Here is a 24,412-nt window from a genome sequence, read left to right as displayed (position 1 = left end):
CCATTGTGCTCGGACAGCACTCTCTCAAGATTGTTTACAAGTCAGGTACTCAAAGAGTGAATTACTCAGAAATACTCGGTTTTTGTACGATAGAGCGCTCATTACTTGGACATAAATTGGAGATAACTACAAATACAGGGATTATTGCTGTCAGTGGTCTTAGCCATCTAAGGGCAACACCGCAGTTCAACGCCATTAATTTCACCATAAAGTCAATCATAGAGACTAAGATTAGAAACACTTACAGTAAGTTTTCAAAAGCTGTTGTTGGTGAATATCTTCGAGAATCTAAAATCACCGAAGTTCAGTCTATCATTGAGCCAATGGTTCGCTTGTTTAACAAAAACAGTGAATCTTGGAGTTCGCACATATCACAAGATCATTTCGATAGAATGAAAAAGTTGTCTGAGCTCAGCCCTGTATCGAAGTCTGCTGACTCTTTAAGAGCTATTCATACCAGCAGAGTACTAAAAGGTCGTGAAGCGTTTTACGACAGCATTGAGAGCAATCCATTAACCCCAGAACAACGTTTGTCAGTTGTACAGCATGATGATTACAACATGGTGCTTGCGGCTGCGGGTACTGGTAAAACATCAGTTATGGTCGCTAAAACAACAGATATCTTGGAGCGTAGTTTAGCAAAGCCTGACAAAGTGATGGTTTTAGCATATGGACGTGAAGCTGCAAAAGAACTAAAAAATCGCTCCAAAGAAAGGCTCAAGAAAGCAAACATCTCATATGACTTAGATAAACAAATCTCAACTTTCCACAGTCGTGGTTATCAGATAATCGCAAAAGCTCAGAAAATGTCTGTTGAGGAATTCAAAAAGCTCAGAATGAGTCGATTAAGAAAAGATGGGCCCCGAAAGGAGTTCATTAACAACTGGTTGGTGACGTTCATCGAAGACAATGAGGAAAACCTGAATGCATTTATTGAAACTGTTTACTATGCATATAACCCATTCTTGTCGGAGTCAGAAGAAGCTCATCAGGAAGCCCTTAAAGGTAAGAAATACATCACACTAAATGGTGTGGAAGTTAAAGGTTACCAAGAAGTTTTAATTGGTAATTGGCTGTTTAAAAACGGGATTAACTACAAATACGAACCAAATTATGCAAACGAGGTTGGTAAAGACATTGGCTTTCCGTACCATCCTGATTTCCAAGTTAGAGATACGAACATTTTTATAGAACACTTTGGTATCGACAAAGATGGCAATACTAGAGCAGGTATCAATAAGATTAAGTATAACCAACAGATTAAAGAGAAAATTGCACTCCATAAAGTAATGGGGACAAGGTTGGTAAAAACATTTCATTATAACTGGTGTGATGATGAGCTTGAATCAGTACTAGAGAAGCAACTTATTGATTATGGAGTAAAGTTAAATCCTATCTCGAAAGAACAAATCATCGCTGCTGTTACGCAACAGGATTTCATTAAGAATGCGGTTAAAGAGCTAAGTGCTACGTTGGCCGCTGTTCGTTCAGAAGCAATTGAAGGTTATAAAATACAATCTCGTCTGGAAAAAGCAGGTGTGCAAAACGCTAAAAGTCATATGTTGCTGATTGAGAGTTTACGTCAAGCATATGTTGCTGAGCTTAGAAGTAGAAACCAGATTGATTACGACGATATGATTCTATTAGCGACGGATTATCTTCGTGATGGCATGTTCGAGCCTAAGTGGAAGTACATATTAGTTGACGAGTTCCAAGATATCTCCGTATCTCGTTGGAACTTTTTACTTGAATTAATAAAAGCCAAAGACTGTAGTTTAACGGTTGTTGGAGATGATTGGCAGGCAATCTATGCATTCACTGGTGGTAAGTTAGAGTACACGACTAGGTTTAAATACAAGCTAGGCAATCACGCCCTAGCAATGTTGCAAAAGACATTCCGCTATAACAACAGTATTGCTGATACTGCTGGTAAATTTGTAATGAAGAACCCTGAACAATACAAAAAGGATATTGTAACTCATACTCAGGTTAATAGTTCTGAAATGTATCTAATGGACAATCAAGATGAGGAGAAAGATCCAATACAAGCCACGCTGAATGTTGTTGAAAAAACAATACTTGGAATCTACAGAAAAGATCCACAAGCCTCTATTGGTATTTTGACGAGATACAATAAGACTAAGAATGCAGCTAAGGAGAGATTTGGCAAACACCATGGTTTTAACAATATGGATTTTTGGACATTACATGGTTCCAAAGGTCTTGAGGCTGATTACTGCTTTATCTTGGATTTAAACCAGGGATTTTTTGGATTTCCAACTGAGAGAAAAGACAACGAAATTGTCAGTGCATTGATGCCTACCATTGATGTCTATCCGCATGCTGAAGAACGCCGCTTATTCTACGTAGCCATCACTCGTGCAAAAAAACGATGCTATCTTATTGCTGATCCTAAAGAGCCATCAGAGTTTGTTCTAGAGCTTCTTGATTCTGAATACCACTTGAATATTATTTCTGAACACTTTACTCCGGAGAAGCTTGATGCCAGAAAATGCCCTAAATGTAAAACTGGGTACATGAAACCAAAGAGGGGTGTATGGGAAGTCTATGAGTGCTCTACTGGCCTTGGATGTCTTACTGAAGCAGTTGGTTGTGATGATTGCAACGGTATTGCTATCAAAAAAGACAAGTACGGAGAGTGCATCAGTTGTAAATCTAGGTTTCAACTCTGCCCTAACTGCAAAGCCCCAAAAGTTGTGCGAGCAAATAAAAAAAATAGAAGGCTCTTCGTGGCATGCAGCTCATTTCGTGGTAATGAAGACAAGTCATGCAAATTCATGGGCTCACTGAACCCAAGACTACAGCAGCGCTTAAAAGAGAAAGATCGAGTTCCATTAAACTAAACCTTTACACAACAAGGACCTAATATGCATAAAACTAAAGCCCCCCTAACGTACAACTTATTAGTTAACAGACCTAACACAGCCAATTTGTGGAATAATTTATGAGCACGTTCAGTATTTTGATGACTTATACTGCGAAGATACCGAGTGGGCAAATTTTGAAGAGTCTTTAGGCTCATTCAATCATGATAACTTCCATGACAATGCTGCAATGCAACCTTCGATAGAGGAAATGGCTGATGACAATACTCTTTTATATGGATTCAAGGACGCGACAAAGGGTTAATTTTCAAATGACTGTTGAGAAATAGAAAATGCTGACATGAGTTGTTTTATGGATCCTGACCTGCGTCAGGAAGACGCAATTAAAATACCTGCTTCTATTTAACAAGCCACAAAAAAGCCGCTTTGATCACTCAAAGCGGCTTTTGAAATCTAGGTTGAGATTAGGCATAAAGCCTAACCTACACCACTCAATTACTCTGCATATGTCTCAATTGGTGGACATGAACAAATTAAGTTACGGTCACCTAATACGTCATCAATACGTGTAACTGTTGGCCAGAACTTGTCTTTTGCCACACTTGGTACTGGGAATGCCGCGTAGAAACGGTCATACGCTCGGTTCCACTCATTGCCTAGTACGTCAGCTTGGGTGTGCGGTGCAAATACCAATGGGTTGTTTTCGATAGACCATTCACCAGAGGTGATTCTGTCTACTTCACCCTTAATAGAAACCATGGCTTCAATGAAGCGGTCGATTTCTACTTTAGATTCAGACTCAGTAGGCTCAATCATCAATGTACCCGCTACTGGGAACGACATAGTCGGTGAATGGAAACCATAATCTTGTAAACGCTTAGCGATATCCATTTCTGTGATACCTGACGTTTCTTTGATTGGGCGTAAATCAACAATACATTCGTGTGCAACACGGTTGTTTTGACCACGGTACAAAATTGGGTAATGCTCACTTAGCTTTTCAGTTAAGTAGTTGGCGTTCACAATCGCCATTTCAGTTGCTTGTTTTAAGCCTTCTGAGCCCATCATTGTGATGTATGCCCATGAAATAGGTAAAATAGCTGCTGAACCGTAAGGTGCTGCTGATACTGCGCCATTGCCTTCAGTCGTGCCTGGTACGTTAATCACGCTATGATTAGGCATAAACTCTGCAAGGTGTGATTTAACCCCAATTGGGCCCACACCTGGGCCACCGCCACCGTGTGGAATACAGAATGTTTTGTGCAGGTTAAGGTGCGATACGTCAGACCCAATTGAACCTGGGCTAGTAATACCCACCTGTGCGTTCATGTTCGCGCCGTCCATGTATACTTGGCCGCCGTGCTCATGCACGATGTTGCATACTTCTTTGATACTTTGCTCGTAAACACCGTGCGTAGACGGGTAAGTTACCATGATACATGATAGGTTTTCAGCTACGTCAGCGGCTTTCGCGCGTAGGTCGTCCATATCAATGTTACCAAGCGAGTCACACGCAACAACCACCACTTTCATGCTGGCCATTTGTGCTGATGCTGGGTTAGTACCATGTGCTGAACTTGGGATTAAGCAGATGTTACGGTGCCCTTCGCCACGTGACTCATGGTATTTACGAATTGCGATAAGACCCGCATATTCACCTTGTGCACCAGAGTTTGGCTGTAATGATACTGCGTCGTATCCGGTGATGTTTACCAACCACTCGTTAAGCTCGTTGATCATCACTTGGTAACCTTGCGCTTGATCAAGCGGGCAGAATGGGTGCATTTCTGCAAATTCAGGCCACGTTACTGGGATCATCTCCGCTGTCGCATTCAGTTTCATAGTACATGAACCTAATGAGATCATAGAGTGGTTAAGCGCTAAATCTTTATTTTCAAGACGCTTAATATAACGCAGCATTTCAGTCTCGCTGTGGTACGAGTTGAAGTTAGGGTGCGTTAAAATTTCGTCGTCGCGTTCTAGGCTTGCAGGAATACCTGTGATGCCATCAGCAGCAACCTGAGAATCAAGTGCGTCTACATCAAGGCCATGGCCTGCACCGAGAATAATATCAAACAACTGTGCTACGTCGGCACGGGTGGTTGTTTCGTTCACTGATACTGAGTATTCACCGGCATGGTTAGTTGCAAAGTTTACCTCTGCTGCAATCGCACGTGCTACTACCGCGTCTTTATCTGCGCTTACCACTGTTAGCGTGTCAAACCATGTGTCATGCTTCAGTGCAACGCCTTTTGCTTTAAGGCCGGTTGCTAAAATACTGGCAAAACGGTTAGTACGCTGCGCAATGGTTTTTAGCCCTTGAGGGCCATGGTACACCGCATAAAATGCTGCCATGTTGGCTAGCAATACCTGCGCGGTACAAATGTTTGAGTTGGCTTTTTCACGACGAATATGCTGTTCACGTGTTTGCATTGCCATACGCAATGCATCGTTACCTAAACGGTCTTTTGATACACCAATAATACGACCTGGTAGTGAACGCTTGTACTTATCGCGTGTTGCGAAAAATGCAGCATGTGGACCACCGTAGCCCATTGGTACACCAAAACGCTGTGCTGAACCCAGTACCACGTCTGCACCCAGTTTACCTGGAGCTTTTAGTAGCATTAAGCTCATGATGTCTGCGGCAACACAAGCAATCGCTTTTTTGTCTTGTACTTGTGCGATAAGTGCTTGTATGTCTACCACTTCACCCGTTGTGCTTGGGTATTGGAATAAAGCACCAAAAATTTCATGGTTTACCGCGTCTGTCGCTGGGCCAACGATGATGTCAAAGCCAAACTGTTCTGCACGAGTTGTGACCACGTCAATGGTTTGCGTGTGAACATCTTCGGCAATAAAGAATGCATTGGCTTTTTTCGCTTTAGACACGCGTTTAGCCAGTGCCATCGCCTCTGCTGCAGCTGTTGACTCATCAAGCAATGAGGCTGATGCTAAGTCTAAGCCGGTAATATCAATGGTAAGAGTCTGGAAGTTAAGTAATGATTCTAAACGACCTTGGGCAATCTCTGGCTGATAAGGTGTATATGCCGTGTACCAACCTGGGTTTTCAAGTACGTTACGTAAAATCACGTTTGGTACATGTGTTGGGTGGTAACCCTGACCAATGTACGACTTGAATACTTTATTTTGGCTTGCAACCGATTTTAAGTAGCTCAGCGTTTCAACTTCAGTACGGCTATCGCCAACTGTTAAACCTTGCTCTAAACGGATAGCCGCAGGGACGGTTTGACCGATCAGCTCTTCAACACTCGATACTTCTAGAGCAGCTAGCATATCGCTAACTTGCGCTGGGCTAGGCCCAATATGGCGGCGAATAAAATCTTGCTTTTGCTCTAACTGTTCAAGAGATTTGGCGTTTGACATTAGTCCAGATTCCTATGATCCAAAAATATAAATAATATTTACTGCAATAAACCAACGGGGTTTATATTTGGTTTACGCTAAGCAATTTAAAACACCCCACTTCAATGGGTATTGGCCTTATTAAAGTGTGTGTTTGAAAACAATAAAAGCCCCAGTTAGGGGCTTTTAAAAACTCATGCGAAGATTAGTCTTCGTCAATTGAGTTTGCGTAACCTTCAGCGTCTAACAGGTTACCAAGTTCAGCTTCATCAGATGCTTTAACGCGGAATAACCAACCGTCGCCAAACGCATCGTTGTTTACTGTTTCAGGTGAATCTTCAAGGTCTTCGTTAATAGCAACGACTTCACCTGTGATTGGTGCGTAGATGTCTGATGCCGCTTTTACCGACTCAGCTACTGCACAATCTTCACCCGCATCAACTTCATCACCAACTTCTGGTAATTCTACGAATACCATGTCGCCTAAAAGCTCTTGAGCGTGCTCAGTGATACCTACAGTATAAGTACCATCACCTTCAGCGCGAACCCACTCGTGTGAAGACGCGTACTTTAACTCGCTAGGAATATTGCTCATTTTTTGTTCCTTTGGTTCGGTTTTTTTAGGCGGCGCACCGCCCTATTATAATATTAAATAATTGACTTGCCGTTACGTACGAAGCTTGGCTTCACTACTTTAACGTCAACTAACTTTTTGCGCATTTCAACCTGTGCTGTCTCACCAGTAGAGCGAGGTACACGTGCTAAAGCAACACTAAAACCTAATGTCGGAGAGAATGTACCAGAAGTAATCACCCCTTCGCCACCTTCTACGATAACTTTAGAGCCACCACGTAATACACCTTTGCTCTCTAACACTAAACCAACTAGCTTATCAGTGCTTTTATCCGCACGCTGCTGTTCAACTACTTTGCGGCCAATAAAATCACGCTCAGCAGGTTCCCAAGCAATCGTCCATGCCATATTTGCAGCCAATGGCGACACAGTGTCATCCATGTCTAAACCATACAGGTTCATGCCCGCTTCTAAACGTAGCGTATCACGTGCACCTAAGCCAGCAGGAGCAACACCTGCATCTAACAATTTTTGCCAAAGATCAGCCGCACCGTCATTGTGTACCACAATTTCGTACCCTGCTTCACCCGTATAACCGGTTGTCGCAATAAATAGTTCATCTGCCTGCACACCAAAAAACGGCTTCATACCTTCTACTGCGGCGTTTTGCTCAGCATTTAAAACCTCAGCCGTTTTTGCTTTCGCGTTCGGACCTTGTACTGCTATCATTGCGTACTCTGGACGCTCAGTCACTTCAACAGCATACCCTGCTGATACCGTCGCAATATGTGCCAAGTCTTTTTCACGTGTTGCTGAGTTTACAACCAAACGATAATCTGTTTCTGTGAAGAAATAAATAATAAGGTCATCAATAACACCACCTTGCTCGTTAAGCATACCGGTATAAAGTGCTTTACCCGGAACAGTTAACTTAGCCACATCATTGGCAACAAGTTTACGCAAAAATGCTTTTGCGTCGTCACCTTTTACGTCAACAATGGTCATGTGAGATACGTCAAACATACCTGCATCGGTACGTACTGCGTTATGCTCTTCAATTTGAGAACCATAGTTGATTGGCATATCCCACCCGTGGAAATCTACCATTTTTGCGCCAGCTTCAATGTGCTTAGCATGTAGTACTGTTTTAGAAGTCATATCATTCCTTCACTTTATTAGTGTACCTGTTGTGTATGAATAACAGGTATTGCCTCATATTGAGGTGGGGTTAATTCAATAGCAACAAGGGCCGCAGTATACGCTCTGAGCCCTTGTCATTTAATGTGTTAATTTAGGTGGAAACCTTGCTCACCCAACACGCTTTGCCACTTATCAAGTGTGGACTGTAAAGCAATCAATTGATACTGCTGCTCCCCACTTTCAAGCAATGAAGTGACAAATACTTCACCACTTTGCCTGCCATAACATACTTGTTTATCTGATAAGCGCAGGCCGGGAGTGAGTGCAAAGCTATTCACTAATGTGTCAAAAGCATGCTGACCGCTTAACGTATTGATATTTAAATCATCACGTACCACCAGCTCAATATCATATTCGTGGTCATGTTGCTCAATTAAGGCTTTAAATGATGCAATCGCATCTGCATTGACCACAAACCGATACGCGGTTTCGCTAAAATAATAAATGGCAAAATATTCACCACTTACTAATTGACCTTTGACGCCCAGTCCTGGGGCAATCAATTTGTTTAAATTCAGCCCTAGCACTTGGCTTAAGAATGGCGTGGTTTCAAAACCACTAAAATCCAATACTACTAGGCTATGTGTAGCAACCATGCTGTTGGCTACCGGCGCAGTGCCTTGTCGATGTTTAGCAAACATAGTCGGAGCAAAAGTCATTGCTACACCTTAAATAAATTTTCATTGACTGGGAGTATATGGGTGCAGATAAGCAACAACAAATTGTAATTTTTTATCAATTGATAAATAATACTTATATAAACAGCTAGATTAAATTGTATTTATTAATATGAAGAACTTATCTATTGATGGCCTGCGCACGCTTGTAACCGTAGTGGAAGTCGGCGGTTTTGCAAAAGCGGGGGAACGTCTTGGTTTATCTCAACCGGCCGTATCGCTACAAATCAAACGCTTAGAAGATATGCTCAATTGTAAGCTGTTTAAAAAGCAAGGCCAACGTCAGGTACTCAACCAATATGGTGAGTTATTACTCCCCCTTGCTAAACAAATGTTGCAACACAACGATGCCATTTTACAACAATTCACCTCAGAGAGCGTAACAGGTAAAGTACGCTTAGGTATTCCCAGTGAATTCGCTGCGCGTATTCTGCCTTCTATTATTGGCGATTTTGTTGCTTTGTATCCCGATGTATCGCTAGAGGTAAAGTCACGATTGAGTAAACATTTACTCTCAGTCTCTCGTCAAGATCAGTTCGACCTGGTATTGGCTCTAAATGAACAAACGGGGTCTGAACAATTCCCCGTTTTCATGCAAGATCAATTAGTATGGGTCGGCGATTTATCTTTAATCAAAGATACAAACCAAGTGGTCACATTGGTAACGGCACCAGAAGGTTGCATTTATCGCCGCAGAGCCATTGAAGCGCTGCAGCAAGCAGGACTAAAACATCGTATCATTTACAGCAATGCCGATCTAACTGGGCTAATTGCAGCCTTAAAAGAAGGATTAGGGGTGACTGTACTCGCTAAAAGTACCGTCCCCAGCGACCTGAGCTACCAAGCCAATACCAAACATTTACCTGAATTGGGAGATATTGATATTTGTTTAGTAAAAAACTCGGCTGAGTCAGTTCACGCTGTTGATAAGTTAGCCGAATTTATTGCGCTACGATTAAGTTAACTGTGTTCAATTATCAGTTCTGAGTCAATGGATCCTGAATCAAGTTCAGGACGACGATAAAGTTAAAATTCAGGACGACGATAAAGTTAAAACTCAGGCCGACGATACTATTTCACTATTATCGTCTTTCTGATTCTATATCATCTTTCTGACTCTATATCGTCTTTCTGACGTAGGTCAGAATCCATGCTCAACTGATTACAGCGCAACAGCGAATAGACCCTGAAACCAGTTCAGGGCGACGATGCTGTTCCACTATATCGACTTTCTGACTCTATATCGTCTTTCTGACGTAGGTCAGAATCCATGCTCAACTTATTACAGCGCAACAGCGAATAGACCCTGAAACCAGTTCAGGGCGACGATACTGTTTCTCCATATCGCCTTTCTGACTCTATATCGTCTTTCTTACTCTATACCGTCTTTCTGACGTAGGTCAGAATCCACACTTAACTTATTACAGCGCAACAGCGAATAGACCCTGAAACCAGTTCAGGGCGACGATACTGTTTCTCCATATCGCCTTTCTGACTCTATATCGTCTTTCTTACTCTATACCGTCTTTCTGACGTAGGTCAGAATCCACACTTAACTTATTACAGCGCAACAGCGAATAGACCCTGAAACCAGTTCAGGGCGACGATACTGTTTCTCCATATCGCCTTTCTGACTCTATATCGTCTTTCTTACTCTATACCGTCTTTCTGACGTAGGTCAGAATCCACACTTAACTTATTACAGCGCAACAGCGAATAGACCCTGAAACCAGTTCAGGGCGACGATACTGTTTCTCCATATCGCCTTTCTGACTCTATATCGTCTTTCTTACTCTATACCGTCTTTCTGACGTAGGTCAGAATCCACACTTAACTTATTACAGCGCAACAGCGAATAGACCCTGAAACCAGTTCAGGGCGACGATACTGTTTCTCCATATCGCCTTTCTGACTCTATATCGTCTTTCTTACTCTATACCGTCTTTCTTACTCTATACCGTCTTTCTTACTCTATACCGTCTTTCTGACGTAGGTCAGAATCCACACTTAACTTATTACAGCGCAATAGCGAATAGACCCTGAAACCAGTTCAGGGCGACGATAAAATTAAAACTCAGGGCGACGATACTGTTCCACTAGATCGCCTTTCTGATTCTATATCGTCTTTCTGATTCTATATCGTCTTTCTGATTCTATATCGTCTTTCTGATTCTATACCGTCTTTCTGATTCTATACCGTCTTTCTGATTCTATACCGTCTTTCTGATTCTATATCGTCTTTCTGACGTAGGTCAGAATCCATATGCAACTAAGAATGTTCTCGCTCGCCCTATTTGCCCACGGCTTCTTTCGCAAACAATGTTTTTATCGGTCCCAAATTATCCACTAGGCTTAGGCCCACTCCACGTAATAATTTTTTAACCGGATGCCCGCCTTCAAATAACTCTTTTAAGCCTTGCATCATAGCAATGTGTTTTTGCGCATCGAGCTTACGACTTCGCTCATACTCACGAAGTGTGCGCATGGACGCAAACTCCCCATCTTGAGTTAAACACGTAATTAATGAAGCCGCATCTTTAAGCCCTAAGTTCATCCCTAACCCAGCCAACGGGTGAATTGTATGTGCCGCATCCCCCATCAATACGACTTTGCCACTAAGCCATTGCTGAGCATAGCGCATTTTTAGTGGGAAAACGGCTCTATCGTCTGCCACTTCGCACAAGCCACATTGGCTATCTATTGCGACATTTAGTGCTTTATTAAATTCAGTAGCAGGTAACGCCATTAAGCGCTTAGCCTCTTCAGGTAAGGTCGACCATACAATAGAATGATGATGTGCATCATTTAAGGGTAAAAATGCCAATGGTCCAGTATCTAAAAATATTTGCCGTGCCGTGGCATTATGCGGTTGTTGCGTTTTAACCGTTGCCACAATCGCATTGTGGTCATAATCCCAAAACGTCAATGGCATTTTAAACTGGGTTCGTATCGCCGAGTTTGCTCCATCTGCAGCGACCAGTAATTTGGCCATCACCGGCATCCCCGACTCCAACGTGATCAATACATCACTGTCGGTTTGGTGAATTGCTTGATAACGGGTCTCAAAACATAAGGTGGCACTAGGTTGTTGCTGTAAAGCCACAAATAGCCCAAAACGGATTGCGTCATTTTCAATAATATGACCAAGCTCAGGTAAATCTAATTCTGCACTATTAAATGTAATTTTTCCGAAGCTGTCTTGATCCCGAACATCCATATGCGTGTAAGGCATCGCGCGCATTGCACTAATACTTTGCCATACATCCAGAGACTCAAATAAAGTTTGACTCGCAAGGCTTATTGCGCTCACTCGATTTGCAAAACTATCAGCCAAAGGCTGTGGCTCACAACCACTATCTATCACTATGACACTGATATTTTTTTTCGCTAACCCCAATGCCAGAGTTAACCCTACGGCACCGCCACCAACAATACAAACTTGCGCTTGTTGCATTACTTGTTTCCTTTTCTCACATGACCCATTAATTGCTTCGCCAACGGGCTTTTTAAGCGTGTAGACAATGCCATCGCCAGCAAACCACAGTTGCGGCCCAGCGCAACCAATCGCGAACTATTTGAAAATAATCTAACGAGTCCATCAGTTAATGCCATCACATGATCAATATCCGCGAGCCGGCTTTGCTCAAATTCATGCGTAAATGCAAATTCTCCCAACGCCTCTCTAGGGTACTTTTCGATTAACGATACGAGCGATTGAATATCACGTACACCAAGGTTAAACCCCTGCCCTGCAATTGGATGAATTGCATGTGCAGCATTCCCTATCACCACAGCGCGGTGATGAACGACACGATCAACCTTGCCCAGCACAAGTGGGTACTGAGCTCTTTCGCCTACTTGGGTAAAAATACCAGCACGGAAACCGAATGCACTTTGTAGTGCCTCTATAAACTGCGTACCTGTCATAGTTTGATATTCGTGCAGCTGATCACGGTGCATACACCACACTAATGAGTAGCGATCTTTACTCATAGGTAACAACGCCATCGGGCCATGTTCAGTAAAACGCTCAAATGCCTGACCATCATGCCCACCAGCCACTTCAACATTCGCAATTAATGCGCCTTGTTCATACGCCTTACTCGTAAACCCTAACTGCAACTTTTCCCGTGTTGGCGACTTAGCCCCATCAGCTAACACCAGCAATTTGCCACTCAATAAATCACCTGTTGTGAGCGTCACTATCACATGGTCTATTTTCTGCTCCAACTGGGCCACATTGGCTGGACAAAACATACCAATATCTGCACTTTGCAGCTGCCGATGTAATTCATTACCATACAGGTTGACTTCCACCACATACCCTAGCGCATCACAGTTATAATGTTGATGATCTATATCAGCTTTTCCAAAGTGGCCCCGATCAGACACATGGACTTGATGTATGGCTTGTGCAAATGACCACTGTGGATTAAATAACCCAAACCGCTTTAAATACGATACAGACTGCTCTGCCAATGCAATACTGCGATCGTCAAAGCTAGGATGTGCTTGCCCTTGAGGTTCAAAGGCTTCAATAACACCAATGTGATATGTGGGGCATTGTTTTTTGATTGCCAAGGCAGCGGTTGCACCAGCCATACCGCCCCCTACAATTAATACATCAAACTGTTGCAACCGATTCTCCTACTGTTGCATTAGCGCTTCTATCTCTGCAATGGTTTTTGGGACACCCGCAGTTAAGTTTTCAAAGCCATCATGAGTGATAAGCAAATCATCTTCAATTCGTATGCCAATACCTTGAAACTGCGAGGGAACTTGCGCATCTTCATCAAAATACAAACCAGGTTCAATCGTCAACACCATGCCTGGCTCAAATGGTCTGTCAGCTTCATCTAATTTATATTCACCAACATCATGCACATCTAAACCCAACCAATGGCCTAAGCCGTGCATATAAAAAGCTTTGCAAGCTTGTTTGTCTAGGAGTGTATCTAAATCGCCCGCTAAAATACCGAGGTCGATCAAACCTTGCGTCATTACTTTCATCGCAGCATGATTTGCTTTAACTAAAGTACCGCCCGGTTTTACCTGTTGAAATGCCGCCTCTTGAGAAGCCAATACCAGCGCATACAGTGCTTTTTGTGGTTCACTAAACTGCCCTGAAACAGGAAAAGTGCGTGTAATGTCAGCGGCATACCCTTCAAGTTCACACCCTGAATCGATTAAAACAAGGTCACCATTGTGTAACTGGTCGCTATTCTCAGTGTAATGTAAAATATTGGCGTTATTCCCCGAACCAACAATCGTGCCATACGCGGGGTGGCGTGCACCATTCATTGCATAATGATGATGTATTTCAGCTTCAAGCTGATACTCTGTTGCATCCGCAGAGGCAAAACGCATTGCGCGTTTGTGTGCATCACAACTAATTTGTGCAGCTTTGCGCATCACTGCTATTTCTGCGTTTGATTTAAACAATCGCATTTCATGCAAAATAGGTCGAATATCTTTGATAATTTCAGGTGCTCGATAGCCTTTTTTAGGTGCGCCCCTTAATGTATTCATAATGGACCAAATTTTATCATCAAATGCTGGGTAGGTACCTTGGCCGTAATACAGAATACGATTACCGTTAACCAAGTCTAAAAGTGTGTCATCTAACTCACTCAAAGGAAAAGTATCATCAAGCAATAAATCTTGTTTTGCCCGCTCAAACCCCATTCTTCGACCGTGCCAAATTTCGGCTATTTTGTCCTTATTCCGACAAAATAAGCTGCTTTTACCTTTGCCATTGCTATCTTTACTCAGCACGAGAACCGCATCTGGTTCATTGAAGCCCGTTAAATAGAAAAAATCACTGTCTTGCCTAAATGCATATTCGGTGTCTCTGCTGCGCGTTAGCTCTACTGCGGCGGCAATAACCGCAACTGAACCGGCATCTAACTCTGCAAGCACGCGAGTGCGGCGTTCTAAAAATTCATGTGTTGTGATCATCAGTGTAGCGTCTTTGAAGTTGTGCCAGCTTCTGGCTCTTTACCCATTTCAGCAAAACACAGTAGTGCCGAAACCCGAATGTATTCAATGATTTCGTGCAGCTCTTGTTGGTCTTCTTCACTGTCATCGAAATGTGTATCTAGTTTGGTGATCTCAGTAAAGTCACTGATCACTTCTTTTACATCAGCCGACAACTTACCATAATCTTTTTGCTTTAAACCAAACCCAAGTAAGAAGCCTGATACCCAACCTACCAGCGCATTTGCTTGGTCGAGCAGCGATTCGTCTTCGCTTGGTAAAAATAGGTCGAACTGAAATTCACTTTCATTAAAGTGCTCAATAACATGCTTATACATTTCAGCAAAAAACTGTTTCAGTTCTTCACTGAAGTTTTGACCTTCATTAAACACATCACTGAGTAAGCCCAAATATTCTTTTGCTTCAATATTTAGACCGCAAGCTAATAAACCACTGATGGCACCATGTACTTCAGCAGGGGCTACATAAATGTCGTTTTTTTCTAGCACCAATTGGGCTTGGGTATAATCTTTTAATTCGCTCATCAGTATTTCTTACACTCACAATTTAGTTTGTTAATGCTACCACTCGAAGTATAGCAACTCCAAGCAATTGTATGTGCTAGGTTAAAAATCAAACTCGTCGTTTAGTAAACTAGCAATACAGCATAAATTAGCAGCAAACAGCGAAGTATTTTGCATTTTAGGTTTCTACTGAGGCAGATGTTTTATATACTGAATAGGTTCCCTAGCTCGTTGGACAGCCGATTAAGTCCCTGAGCCGATAAACTTTATTTAGGGACGTAGTTTGCTTACTTTTGTGCAAGCTCGGCATGTACCGAGAAGCCTACGGTAAGCTGTTGCGTTCCGCCTTGAACCTTAGGGTTCGAGGGCTGACATCAGCATCCGCGTCGCTGGGGCACACCATTTTCAATACCTTCTTCGCTTATTTTAAACCGCATAACACGATAAATAACGTATGTATTTGCCAATGCAATCGACTTTCAATACATCGCCCTAACGCGACGTCAAATACCGCGTAACAGCTTGAATTTCTACCTCAAACCACAGCAAAAATAAGCATAAAATATAGCAACTAGATAAAATAGTTACTCAATTAGCCTCACACTAACGCGTTTTCTTGTGAAAAGTGCAGCATTGGCTTACGATTAGGCTAACGTGCATTAAGAATGGCTACTCATGCAGCTCAACCATACGGATATATTTGTAAAGCAATGAAAACAAGTAAGTTAAGTATTAAGTTGTTATGGTACATCACCCCCTTGGTGATCTTGCCTTTGCTGTTTCTTGGTGGATTTACACTCACAAATGTGACGAGCTCAACACAAAAACAAGCCAAACTTACCGTGAGTCGCTTTGTTGAACAACAACAACAAAAAATGTTCAATTACATTGAAATATACCAATCCACAACAAAGCTTTTGTCTAACTCTCCGGTTTTGATGGATTTTCTTAACCAAACCAATGTAGATACGGTTTCCAATACCTCTAAACTCAGCGCATTAGTGGACGTATTTGCCAGCTACAGTGAAGCCTACCCAGACATTTTAAGTATTAATTTGGTGGGGCCAAAAGGAAATAGTAAAGCGTACCACGCAAATAACTTGAGCCAAGCGCCAGTAAGCTACCCTTTTTTCAGTCAAGTCATTAATAACAATCTCAGACAGCAACAATTTATGGTGGCAACAGCCAAAGGCACCACACACCTTTACTTTGTGCAGCGCATATATGGTGTAAATTTACAATTAAAACAACCGAATCAGCAAGGTTATATTATTGTTCGCGTTGACCCATCTATTATCAATTCAAGTATTTTTGAATCGGCTTATGACAATACCTTAAACTTACTCGTGACTGATGGCGGTGAAATTCTTTTCAGCTCAGACAAACAACTATTCAGCAACTACTTGTCACCTGATGAAATTGAACAAATACATGAAGTCGCCGATAAAGGCACGCTCAACGCTATAAACTTAGAAAGTATCGATAATGTTGAACGTATGCTCTATGCCGTGCAACTCAGCGGAGGGTATTACTATTTATCCACGATACCGAAATCTTTACTCTACCATTCAGGTAAAGCCATTAGTTTAATTACAGCGCTGATTGTTATTCTGTCAGTCATTATATTACCCATTCTCATTTTTATCGTGGTGCGTAATTTACTCCTCAACCCCATTGAATTATTAGGTGAAGCAAGTCATCGTGTGGGCGATGGCGATTTGTCAGTTTACCTACCAACACAAGGTAATGATGAGGTTGGCACCTTGTTCCACGACTTTAATCACATGGTGAAACAAATCAGAGACTTCCAAGGTGAGTTGGAAGAATATAAACATCACCTAGAAGAAAAAGTCGACAACCGTACCCGCGCATTAGAAGAAATGAACAAACAGCTTGGTGGTGCGATTACACAAGCCAAACAGGCCAATGAACTTAAGAGCCGATTTTTAGCCAATATGAGTCATGAGATCCGAACGCCTTTGACGGCCATCATGGGCTTTACTGAGCAACTTTTACATAACCCAGATGCGAAAGGTACTCGTCACCACTTAGATACCGTGTTGCGAAACTCAAAACATCTATTAGAACTCATAAACAATATCCTAGACTTATCCAAAATTGAGGCTGAAAAACTCGCTGTTGAACAAAATGCGCTGGAATTACAACCTTTGCTCGAAGATATTGATTCCATTATGGCACCTATGGCGCAAGAGAAGTTATTGTCATTCTCTATTGATTACCAATTCCCGTTACCTAAAGTAATGCACAGTGATATTACCAGACTCAAGCAAATCCTCTTAAACATCGCAACCAATGCCGTGAAGTTTACTGAGTTTGGCGGCATAAAGATCACAGTGTCCTTTAATGAAACTCTGCAGCAATTTCAATTTGTTGTTGAAGACACCGGCATTGGTATGTCTCAAGCTGAAATCAATCGTGTATTTAAGCCTTTTGAGCAAGCCGATAGCACAACCACTCGACGCTTTGGTGGTACTGGCTTGGGGCTATGTATTTCCAAAAATTTAGCTCAACTATTGGGTGGCGACGTTGAGGTGCACAGTGAGCAAGGTGTTGGGAGTCGATTTACAATCCATATTGCAGGTAATTATCAATGTAGCGACTATGAACTGACCTATGAGCTATCTAAGTCGATACCTGAGCAAGACATTTCTCAAGAGCTATCTAATACTCACATAGATGCCCATATTTTACTTGCTGAAGATAATCCAGATAACCAAGTATTAGTGACGCTCCTCTTACAAGCTTGGGGGATCACGCCCGATATTGCCAAAAATGGGGCAGAAGCGGTAGAAAAAGCGCTCGTCAATGACTACAACCTGATTTTAATGGACATGCAAATGCCGGTTATGGGCGGGCTTGAAGCCACTGAAATGCTCAGACATGCCGCCTACGATGGGCCTATTATTGCGCTCACAGCTAATGTAATGAAACAAGACGTTGATACTTACCTCGCGGCAGGTTGTAATGAAACGCTCGGTAAGCCTATTGATAAAACAGAATTAGGTGCAGTGCTTCTCGAACACCTTCAACTTGAAGATGCCAGCCAGTCGCAATGGGATTCTTTATTACAAAGTGAAAAGTTCATGCAGATCAGTCAAAACTACATTGCAAAGCTACCTGAGTACTTAACCCAACTTGAGTCTTATTATGACAATCAAGAATGGGAGTCTCTCAGAGCCCTTTCGCACAGTTTAAAGGGTAGCGCTGGTTGCTTTGGTTTTATGAATATTCACAGTGCAGCTGATGACTTAGAGCAAAGCTTACGGACAAACAATCAAGCGCAATGGCAATATGCGTTACTCAACTTAACTGAAGCCATCAAATACACACTGAAAAATCAACAATCACTTAAAGTCGCCAACTGAACCTAATCGATAATATGCCTATTCTGTGTGCTATTAGGATGCACGTACAGGCTTTAATTATCCCATCATAAAGCTGAGGGCGAGTGCCATGAGTATTGCGTCTTCTTTACCTTGTGTGCTCGGGTAATAATCCTTACGTATCCCCACTTCGGTAAACCCTACTTGAGTATATAAACCAATTGCAGCAACATTCGATGCGCGTACTTCTAAAAATACATTCTCGGCTGACATTGTTTCACTGCGTGCCACAAAGTCATGAAGTAACGCTTTTGCTAACCCTCGGCCTTGATATGCCGGTGTAATACAAATATCCATTAGGGTATTATCGGGCCCAGCACGCTCGCCAATGTAAAAGCCAACCAATTTTTCATCACAATACAGTGCACCGTTAAAATAACGGCCCGCCAAACAAGTTTGCATGGTATTTTCAGACCAAGGGAACCCGTGACAAGCACGCTCTATGGTCATCAACTCATTGAGTGTTAGCGTTGCCAACATATCGTGCTTAATTTCAGTATTCACTTAGTAGTTTCCATAATTGACGCTTTTGCTGCGAGTTCAACTGTGCACTGGGAAGCAAAAGATGCTTTTCGGTTATGCCAACATCAGCACCTTGGTAAATGACGCTCAAATCAATTAAGGAGGCGGCCAATTGTATATCACTCAACAGTTGAGGATTGAGGGTCAATACGGTCTGCGTATTCGAGCCGGTGCCAGTATGATCCGCTTGTTTTAATCTCAAAGGTGTAATTTCTAGAACTTCAGCATGCAATGGGTGCATAAAAACCTGCGAATATATAAAACTGAATGTGACTTTAGGGTATAAAATATGAAGTAAAAAAGGAAGTGGCAGGGGCGGCAGGACTCGAACCCGCAACCATCGGTTTTGGAGACCGCTGTTCTACCAATTGGAACTACGCCCCTGCAATGACGACGAATTATAGAGATGTTTTATAAAAGGTAAAGCGTTATTTCATAAATTACGCTTCAACTGCTTCTTAAATAAACAAAAAGGCGAATATTTAACATATTCGCCTTAAATATTAGCAAACTAAGTAACTAATAAGTGGTTACTCCCACTCGATAGTTGCCGGTGGTTTACCTGAAATATCGTAAACAACACGCGAGATTCCATCAATCTCGTTGATAATACGGTTAGAAACTAACCCTAAGAAGTCATAAGGTAAGTGTGACCAACGCGCGGTCATGAAATCAATGGTTTCAACACAGCGTAATGATACAACCCAATCATACTTACGTGCATCACCCATCACACCCACAGACTTCACTGGTAGGAATACTGTAAATGCTTGAGACACCTTATGGTAAAGGTCGGCTTTATGTAGTTCTTCAATAAAGATAGCATCTGCACGACGCAATAAATCACAATACTCTTTCTTAATTTCACCAAGTACACGTACACCAAGACCAGGTCCTGGGAATGGGTGACGATAAAGCATATCGTAAGGTAAGCCGAGCTCTAAACCAATCTTACGTACTTCATCTTTGAACAATTCACGTAATGGTTCAACCAGCCCCATTTCCATATCATCTGGCAGGCCGCCAACATTGTGATGTGATTTGATCACATGTGCTTTACCTGTAGCAGACGCGGCAGATTCAATCACATCAGGGTAGATAGTCCCTTGTGCAAGCCATTTAGCATTAACCAATTTCTTCGACTCTTCGTCAAAAATATCAATAAAAGTATGGCCAATCGCTTTACGTTTTTCTTCAGGGTCTGATAAGCCTTCAAGGTCTTTCAAAAATTGGGCTTCAGCATCTACTTTGATGATGTTCAAACCAAACTTGTCACCAAACATATCCATGACTTGCTGACCTTCGTTTAAACGAAGCAAACCGTTATCAACAAATACACAAGTCAGTTTATCACCAATTGCACGGTTAATGAGCATCGCAACTACGGATGAATCAACCCCACCAGATAAGCCAAGGATAACTTCGTCATCCCCTACTTTTTCTTTAATACGCGCAATCGCGTCATCAATAATTTGTGCTGGCGTCCATAACTTCTCACAACCACAAATGTCGATTGCGAAACGCTCTAATAAGCGCAAACCTTGCTGAGTGTGTGTCACTTCAGGGTGGAACTGCACGCCATAGAAGCGCTTTTCTTCCCAAGACATCGCAGCATGAGGACACGTATCTGTGCGTGCTGTCGTCGTAAATGTGTCAGGAATTGAGATAACTTTATCGCCGTGGCTCATCCACACATCTAAAAAGTCAGTGCCGTCTTCAATGTGATCTTGAATTTGATCAAATAACTTACAATCGCCCACTTTCTCAACACGGGCATAACCAAACTCTTTTTTGTCAGAGCTTTCAACTAAGCCACCCAACTGCATCGCCATTGTTTGCATGCCGTAACATACGCCTAATACTGGCACGCCAGCGTTAAATACGTACTCAGGTGCTCTTGGGCTATCATCTTCAGTAGTCGACTCTGGGCCACCCGATAAAATAATACCTTGCGGATTAAATTCACGGATCTGCTCTTCGGTCACGTCCCAAGCCCATAGCTCACAATAAACACCGATCTCACGAATACGACGCGCAATTAGCTGCGTGTACTGTGAACCGAAGTCTAAAATCAAAATGCGGGAATCATGGATGTCTTTGCTCATTGATAATCTCGTAGTTAGGAAACGACTCACACCAACCGAAATAAACTACTCTGAGTTAACTTCGCTATATTGGTATCAATTTAGTAAAGCACAAAAACGAACTTTACTTAAAATTAAGAAGGGCTAGCATGCGCTAGCCCATTTACACACGCTGAATTTCAGTGTGTTAGCCCATTCTATAGTTAGGCGCTTCTTTGGTGATTTGCACGTCATGAACGTGCGACTCACCCATACCAGCAGATGTAACACGCACAAACTGTGGTTTAGTATTTAGCTCAAAAATATCAGCACATCCGGTTAGACCCATAGCACTGCGAATACCACCCACTTGCTGGTGAATGATTGTCGCAATAGGTCCCTTGTAAGCAACACGACCTTCAATGCCTTCTGGCACTAACTTCTCAGCTTGTTTAGAGTTTTGGAAGTAACGGTCTGACGACCCTTCTTTTTGGTTCATAGCACCTAATGAACCCATACCACGGTATGATTTGTAGTAACGACCTTGATACAATTCAACTTCACCAGGCGACTCTTCAGTACCTGCGAGCATTGAGCCCACCATGACGCATGACGCGCCTGCAACCAATGCTTTAACAACATCACCTGAGAAACGAATACCACCATCAGCAATCACTGGAATATCGCGACCTTTAAGGCCTTCAACTGCATCTGAGATAGCCGTGATTTGTGGAACACCACAACCAGTTACAATACGCGTTGTACAAATTGATCCTGGGCCGATACCCACTTTAACCGCGTCAACACCCGCATCTGCAAGGGCAATCGCACCTTCAGCTGTTGCAACGTTACCTGCGACGATTTGTAAATCTGGAAATGCGGTACGCGTTTCTTTCACTCGGTCTAGCACACCTTGAGAGTGACCATGTGAAGTATCGATAAGCAATACATCGACACCCGCATCAACCAATGCAGCAATGCGTTCATCAGTACCAGCACCAACACCAACGGCTGCGCCAACACGAAGACGACCTCGCTCATCTTTACATGCATTCGGCTTTTCTTGTGCTTTTTGATAATCTTTAACCGTGATCATACCTTTAAGCTTAAATGCATCATCAACAACCAAAATCTTTTCGATACGGTGCTCATGCATTAAACCAAGAATTTCTTCACGAGATGCGCCCTCTTTAACTGTCACTAACTTGTCTTTTTTCGTCATTACAGTCGAGACAGGCTGTTCAAGTTTTGTTTCGAAGCGCATATCACGGCTCGTTACAATCCCTTCAAGCTGATTGTCGGCGCCGGTTACAGGAAAACCTGAAAAGCCTTTTTCTTCAGCAAGTACCAATGCGTCTTCAATGGTTAAATCTGAGGTCACCGTCACTGGAAAAGAAACAATCCCCGCTTCGTACGTTTTTACTTTACGTACGTTACGAGCTTGCTCTTCAATTGTCATATTCTTATGAATAAAACCAATACCACCTTCTTGCGCTAACGCAATCGCTAAACGCGCTTCGGTAACGGTATCCATAGAAGCAGATACAAGCGGTAAGTTCAATTCAATACCACGCGTTAAACGCGTCGATAGATTTGCGGTATGAGGTAAAACAGTAGAGTGTGCTGGAACTAATAGCACATCATCGAAGGTTAGGGCTTCTTTGGCAATTCTTAGCATGTTTGCGGTTTCTCTCACGTGGAACTGAGTATAAGGAATTGCGTGCAAATTTTATCAGCGTTCCCCATGCGAGTAAATAAATATTATCAAAAAATATGATAAAGTACTCCGCAATGGCACTTGGAGAAACTAAATTGAGCTATCAATCGCGCAGTACTATACCCCAACATGTTTATACCGTTTCTAGATTAAACAAAGAGATCCGAGCTATTTTAGAGCAAGGTTTTGCTCAAATTCAGCTTACTGGAGAAATTTCTAATTTTGTTGCCCCTGCGTCAGGTCATTGGTATTTTTCACTCAAAGATGAAAAAGCGCAAGTCAAAGCCGCAATGTGGCGCGGTAATAACCGCCAATGCAGCTATCGCCCCGTCAATGGTGCACAAGTGACATTACGCGCGCGCATCTCGGTTTATGAGCCAAGAGGTGATTACCAAGTCATCGTCGAACATATGGAGGCAGCGGGTGAAGGCCTGCTGAAACAACAGTATGATGCACTCAAGTTAAAGCTCGCAGCAGAAGGGCTATTTGGTAGTGTCCATAAAAAGCCTTTGCCTGCAAAAATCAATAAAATAGGAGTCATCACTTCTGCCACAGGCGCTGCAATTAAAGATATTTTATCCGTGCTACAGCGTAGAGCCCCACAATTAGAAGTGGTTATTTATCCCTCACAAGTACAAGGCAAAGACGCACATTATCAATTAATAGAAAAGCTTCAACTTGCTAATCAACGTAACGAGGTCGATGTCATAATCATAGGGCGTGGTGGTGGTTCACTCGAAGATTTATGGTGCTTTAACGAAGAGCTATTAGCACGTGCTGTATTTGCCAGCACGTTGCCTGTGATTAGTGCGGTTGGCCATGAAATAGATACCACTATTTCAGATTACACTGCAGATTTACGAGCCGCAACGCCCTCTGCTGCTGCTGAATTAGTCAGTCCAGACCAAGAGGTTTTACTCGCTGAGGTTCAAAGTTATAAAAACCAGCTGAGTAAAGCTGCAAACAACCATATTGCACATGCAAAACAGCATGTACAAGTACTGTCTCAACGACTGCGATTGCAACACCCAAAAAACCAATTAATGCAGCAATCTCAGCGTGTTGATGAGCTTTCAATGCGTTTGCAGCGTGCTTTTAATCAACGTCAACACACCCTCATAAACCGTATGAGTTTGCTAAAGCAAAGATTAGAACATCAACACCCTAAAGCGCACATTAACATTGCAAAGCAGCGCCTAAGTCAATTACAACAACAATTACACCGGTTACAACAACGCAAGCAAACTGAACAACAAAGCCAATTGGCTTTACTCGCTGCAAGGTTAGACAGTGTTAGCCCGTTAAGTGTACTAGCGCGAGGATATAGCATTACAAAAACAAATAAAACGGTCATAAAATCGATTGCTCAGCTCCAAAATGGCCAAGCTTTAACGACACAATTTAATGACGGGATGGTACATTCTCAAATAACTAAAATCACAGCGAATTCAAAGTAGCTTTATCTAAGTACTTGCTATTTTTATCTTGCTTGGTAAGAAAAGATGTTGTCAGGGGCAAGGTATGTTCGAAACCGTGCTCTAGTG

General features: G+C 42.5%; 16 protein-coding genes, 1 tRNA gene and 1 other RNA gene. 5 read left to right on the top strand and 13 right to left on the bottom strand.

Going from position 1 to position 24,412, the window contains the following annotated elements; all coding sequences use genetic code 11:
- Nucleotides 1-116 precede the first annotated feature (116 nt).
- A complete protein-coding gene (locus tag J8M01_RS23290) occupies nt 117-2,864 on the top strand; it encodes a UvrD-helicase domain-containing protein (RefSeq protein WP_211059524.1) in 2,748 nt (915 codons plus the stop codon).
- Nucleotides 2,865-3,341: 477 nt separating this feature from the next.
- Here J8M01_RS23290 and gcvP read toward each other — a convergent pair whose 3' ends face one another.
- The 4 genes from gcvP to J8M01_RS23270 all read right to left on the bottom strand — a co-directional run bounded on the left by gcvP (nt 3,342) and on the right by J8M01_RS23270 (nt 8,644).
- Nucleotides 3,342-6,233 carry an aminomethyl-transferring glycine dehydrogenase gene (gene gcvP / locus J8M01_RS23285; RefSeq protein ID WP_211059523.1) on the bottom strand — a complete coding sequence of 964 codons (2,892 nt, stop codon included), beginning with the start codon at nt 6,231-6,233 and terminating at the stop codon, nt 3,342-3,344.
- Nucleotides 6,234-6,417: 184 nt separating this feature from the next.
- On the bottom strand, nt 6,418-6,807 hold the full coding sequence (gene gcvH / locus J8M01_RS23280) for a glycine cleavage system protein GcvH (protein WP_192506392.1): 390 nt from the start codon (nt 6,805-6,807) through the stop codon (nt 6,418-6,420).
- Nucleotides 6,808-6,860: 53 nt separating this feature from the next.
- Nucleotides 6,861-7,943 carry a glycine cleavage system aminomethyltransferase GcvT gene (gene gcvT / locus J8M01_RS23275; RefSeq protein WP_211059522.1) on the bottom strand — a complete coding sequence of 361 codons (1,083 nt, stop codon included), beginning with the start codon at nt 7,941-7,943 and terminating at the stop codon, nt 6,861-6,863.
- Between the two features lie 128 nt (nt 7,944-8,071).
- Nucleotides 8,072-8,644, bottom strand: a complete 573-nt coding sequence (locus tag J8M01_RS23270; RefSeq protein WP_211059521.1) for a hypothetical protein — start codon at nt 8,642-8,644, stop codon at nt 8,072-8,074.
- Nucleotides 8,645-8,774: 130 nt separating this feature from the next.
- On the opposite strand from J8M01_RS23270, the gene J8M01_RS23265 reads away from it, so the two are divergent.
- Nucleotides 8,775-9,626, top strand: a complete 852-nt coding sequence (locus J8M01_RS23265; RefSeq protein WP_210995888.1) for a LysR family transcriptional regulator — start codon at nt 8,775-8,777, stop codon at nt 9,624-9,626.
- 1,326 nt (nt 9,627-10,952) lie between these two features.
- Here J8M01_RS23265 and J8M01_RS23260 read toward each other — a convergent pair.
- From J8M01_RS23260 to J8M01_RS23245, 4 genes are read right to left on the bottom strand one after another with little or no spacing between them, the layout of a single operon-like run.
- The gene (locus J8M01_RS23260) at nt 10,953-12,116 is read right to left on the bottom strand and encodes an FAD-dependent monooxygenase (protein WP_211059520.1); all 1,164 of its coding nucleotides are present in this window, start codon (nt 12,114-12,116) and stop codon (nt 10,953-10,955) included.
- Nucleotides 12,116-13,300, bottom strand: coding sequence for a 2-octaprenyl-6-methoxyphenyl hydroxylase (gene ubiH, locus J8M01_RS23255; RefSeq protein WP_211059519.1), 1,185 nt, complete (start codon nt 13,298-13,300; stop codon nt 12,116-12,118). The genes J8M01_RS23260 and ubiH overlap by 1 nt, the downstream gene beginning before the upstream one ends.
- Before the next feature lie 9 nt (nt 13,301-13,309).
- Nucleotides 13,310-14,620: a Xaa-Pro aminopeptidase gene (gene pepP, locus J8M01_RS23250; protein ID WP_211059518.1), complete on the bottom strand. Its 1,311-nt coding sequence runs from the start codon at nt 14,618-14,620 to the stop codon at nt 13,310-13,312.
- A complete protein-coding gene (locus J8M01_RS23245) occupies nt 14,620-15,183 on the bottom strand; it encodes a UPF0149 family protein (protein WP_211059517.1) in 564 nt (187 codons plus the stop codon). The genes pepP and J8M01_RS23245 overlap by 1 nt, the downstream gene beginning before the upstream one ends.
- A 196-nt stretch (nt 15,184-15,379) precedes the next feature.
- On the opposite strand from J8M01_RS23245, the gene ssrS reads away from it, so the two are divergent.
- A non-coding RNA gene (ssrS, locus tag J8M01_RS23240) (6S RNA) lies at nt 15,380-15,562 on the top strand.
- Between the two features lie 310 nt (nt 15,563-15,872).
- On the top strand, nt 15,873-18,548 hold the full coding sequence (locus J8M01_RS23235) for an ATP-binding protein (protein WP_210995991.1): 2,676 nt from the start codon (nt 15,873-15,875) through the stop codon (nt 18,546-18,548).
- A gap of 57 nt (nt 18,549-18,605) precedes the next feature.
- Here the strand turns inward: J8M01_RS23235 and rimI are convergent, their stop codons facing one another.
- The 5 genes from rimI to guaB all read right to left on the bottom strand — a co-directional run bounded on the left by rimI (nt 18,606) and on the right by guaB (nt 22,829).
- The gene (gene rimI, locus J8M01_RS23230) at nt 18,606-19,046 is read right to left on the bottom strand and encodes a ribosomal protein S18-alanine N-acetyltransferase (protein WP_211052069.1); all 441 of its coding nucleotides are present in this window, start codon (nt 19,044-19,046) and stop codon (nt 18,606-18,608) included.
- A gap of 13 nt (nt 19,047-19,059) precedes the next feature.
- Nucleotides 19,060-19,329: a hypothetical protein gene (locus tag J8M01_RS23225; protein ID WP_211059516.1), complete on the bottom strand. Its 270-nt coding sequence runs from the start codon at nt 19,327-19,329 to the stop codon at nt 19,060-19,062.
- Between the two features lie 66 nt (nt 19,330-19,395).
- A tRNA-Trp gene (locus tag J8M01_RS23220) sits at nt 19,396-19,472 on the bottom strand.
- 146 nt (nt 19,473-19,618) lie between these two features.
- Complete coding sequence (gene guaA / locus J8M01_RS23215) at nt 19,619-21,193, bottom strand: glutamine-hydrolyzing GMP synthase (RefSeq protein ID WP_192506383.1); 1,575 nt, start codon at nt 21,191-21,193, stop codon at nt 19,619-19,621.
- A gap of 166 nt (nt 21,194-21,359) precedes the next feature.
- Entirely contained in the window at nt 21,360-22,829 is a 1,470-nt protein-coding gene (guaB, locus tag J8M01_RS23210; protein ID WP_192506382.1) for an IMP dehydrogenase, read from the bottom strand.
- A gap of 113 nt (nt 22,830-22,942) precedes the next feature.
- Here guaB and xseA point away from each other — a divergent pair, with 113 nt between their 5' ends.
- Nucleotides 22,943-24,325, top strand: a complete 1,383-nt coding sequence (gene xseA / locus J8M01_RS23205; RefSeq protein ID WP_211059515.1) for an exodeoxyribonuclease VII large subunit — start codon at nt 22,943-22,945, stop codon at nt 24,323-24,325.
- Nucleotides 24,326-24,412 lie beyond the last annotated feature (87 nt).

It is taken from the genome of Pseudoalteromonas sp. MMG005 (genome assembly GCF_018101015.1).
Classification (GTDB): domain Bacteria; phylum Pseudomonadota; class Gammaproteobacteria; order Enterobacterales; family Alteromonadaceae; genus Pseudoalteromonas; species Pseudoalteromonas aurantia.
Note: the sequence above shows the minus strand (reverse complement) of the source record. Positions and strands in the feature narration are given on the sequence as shown.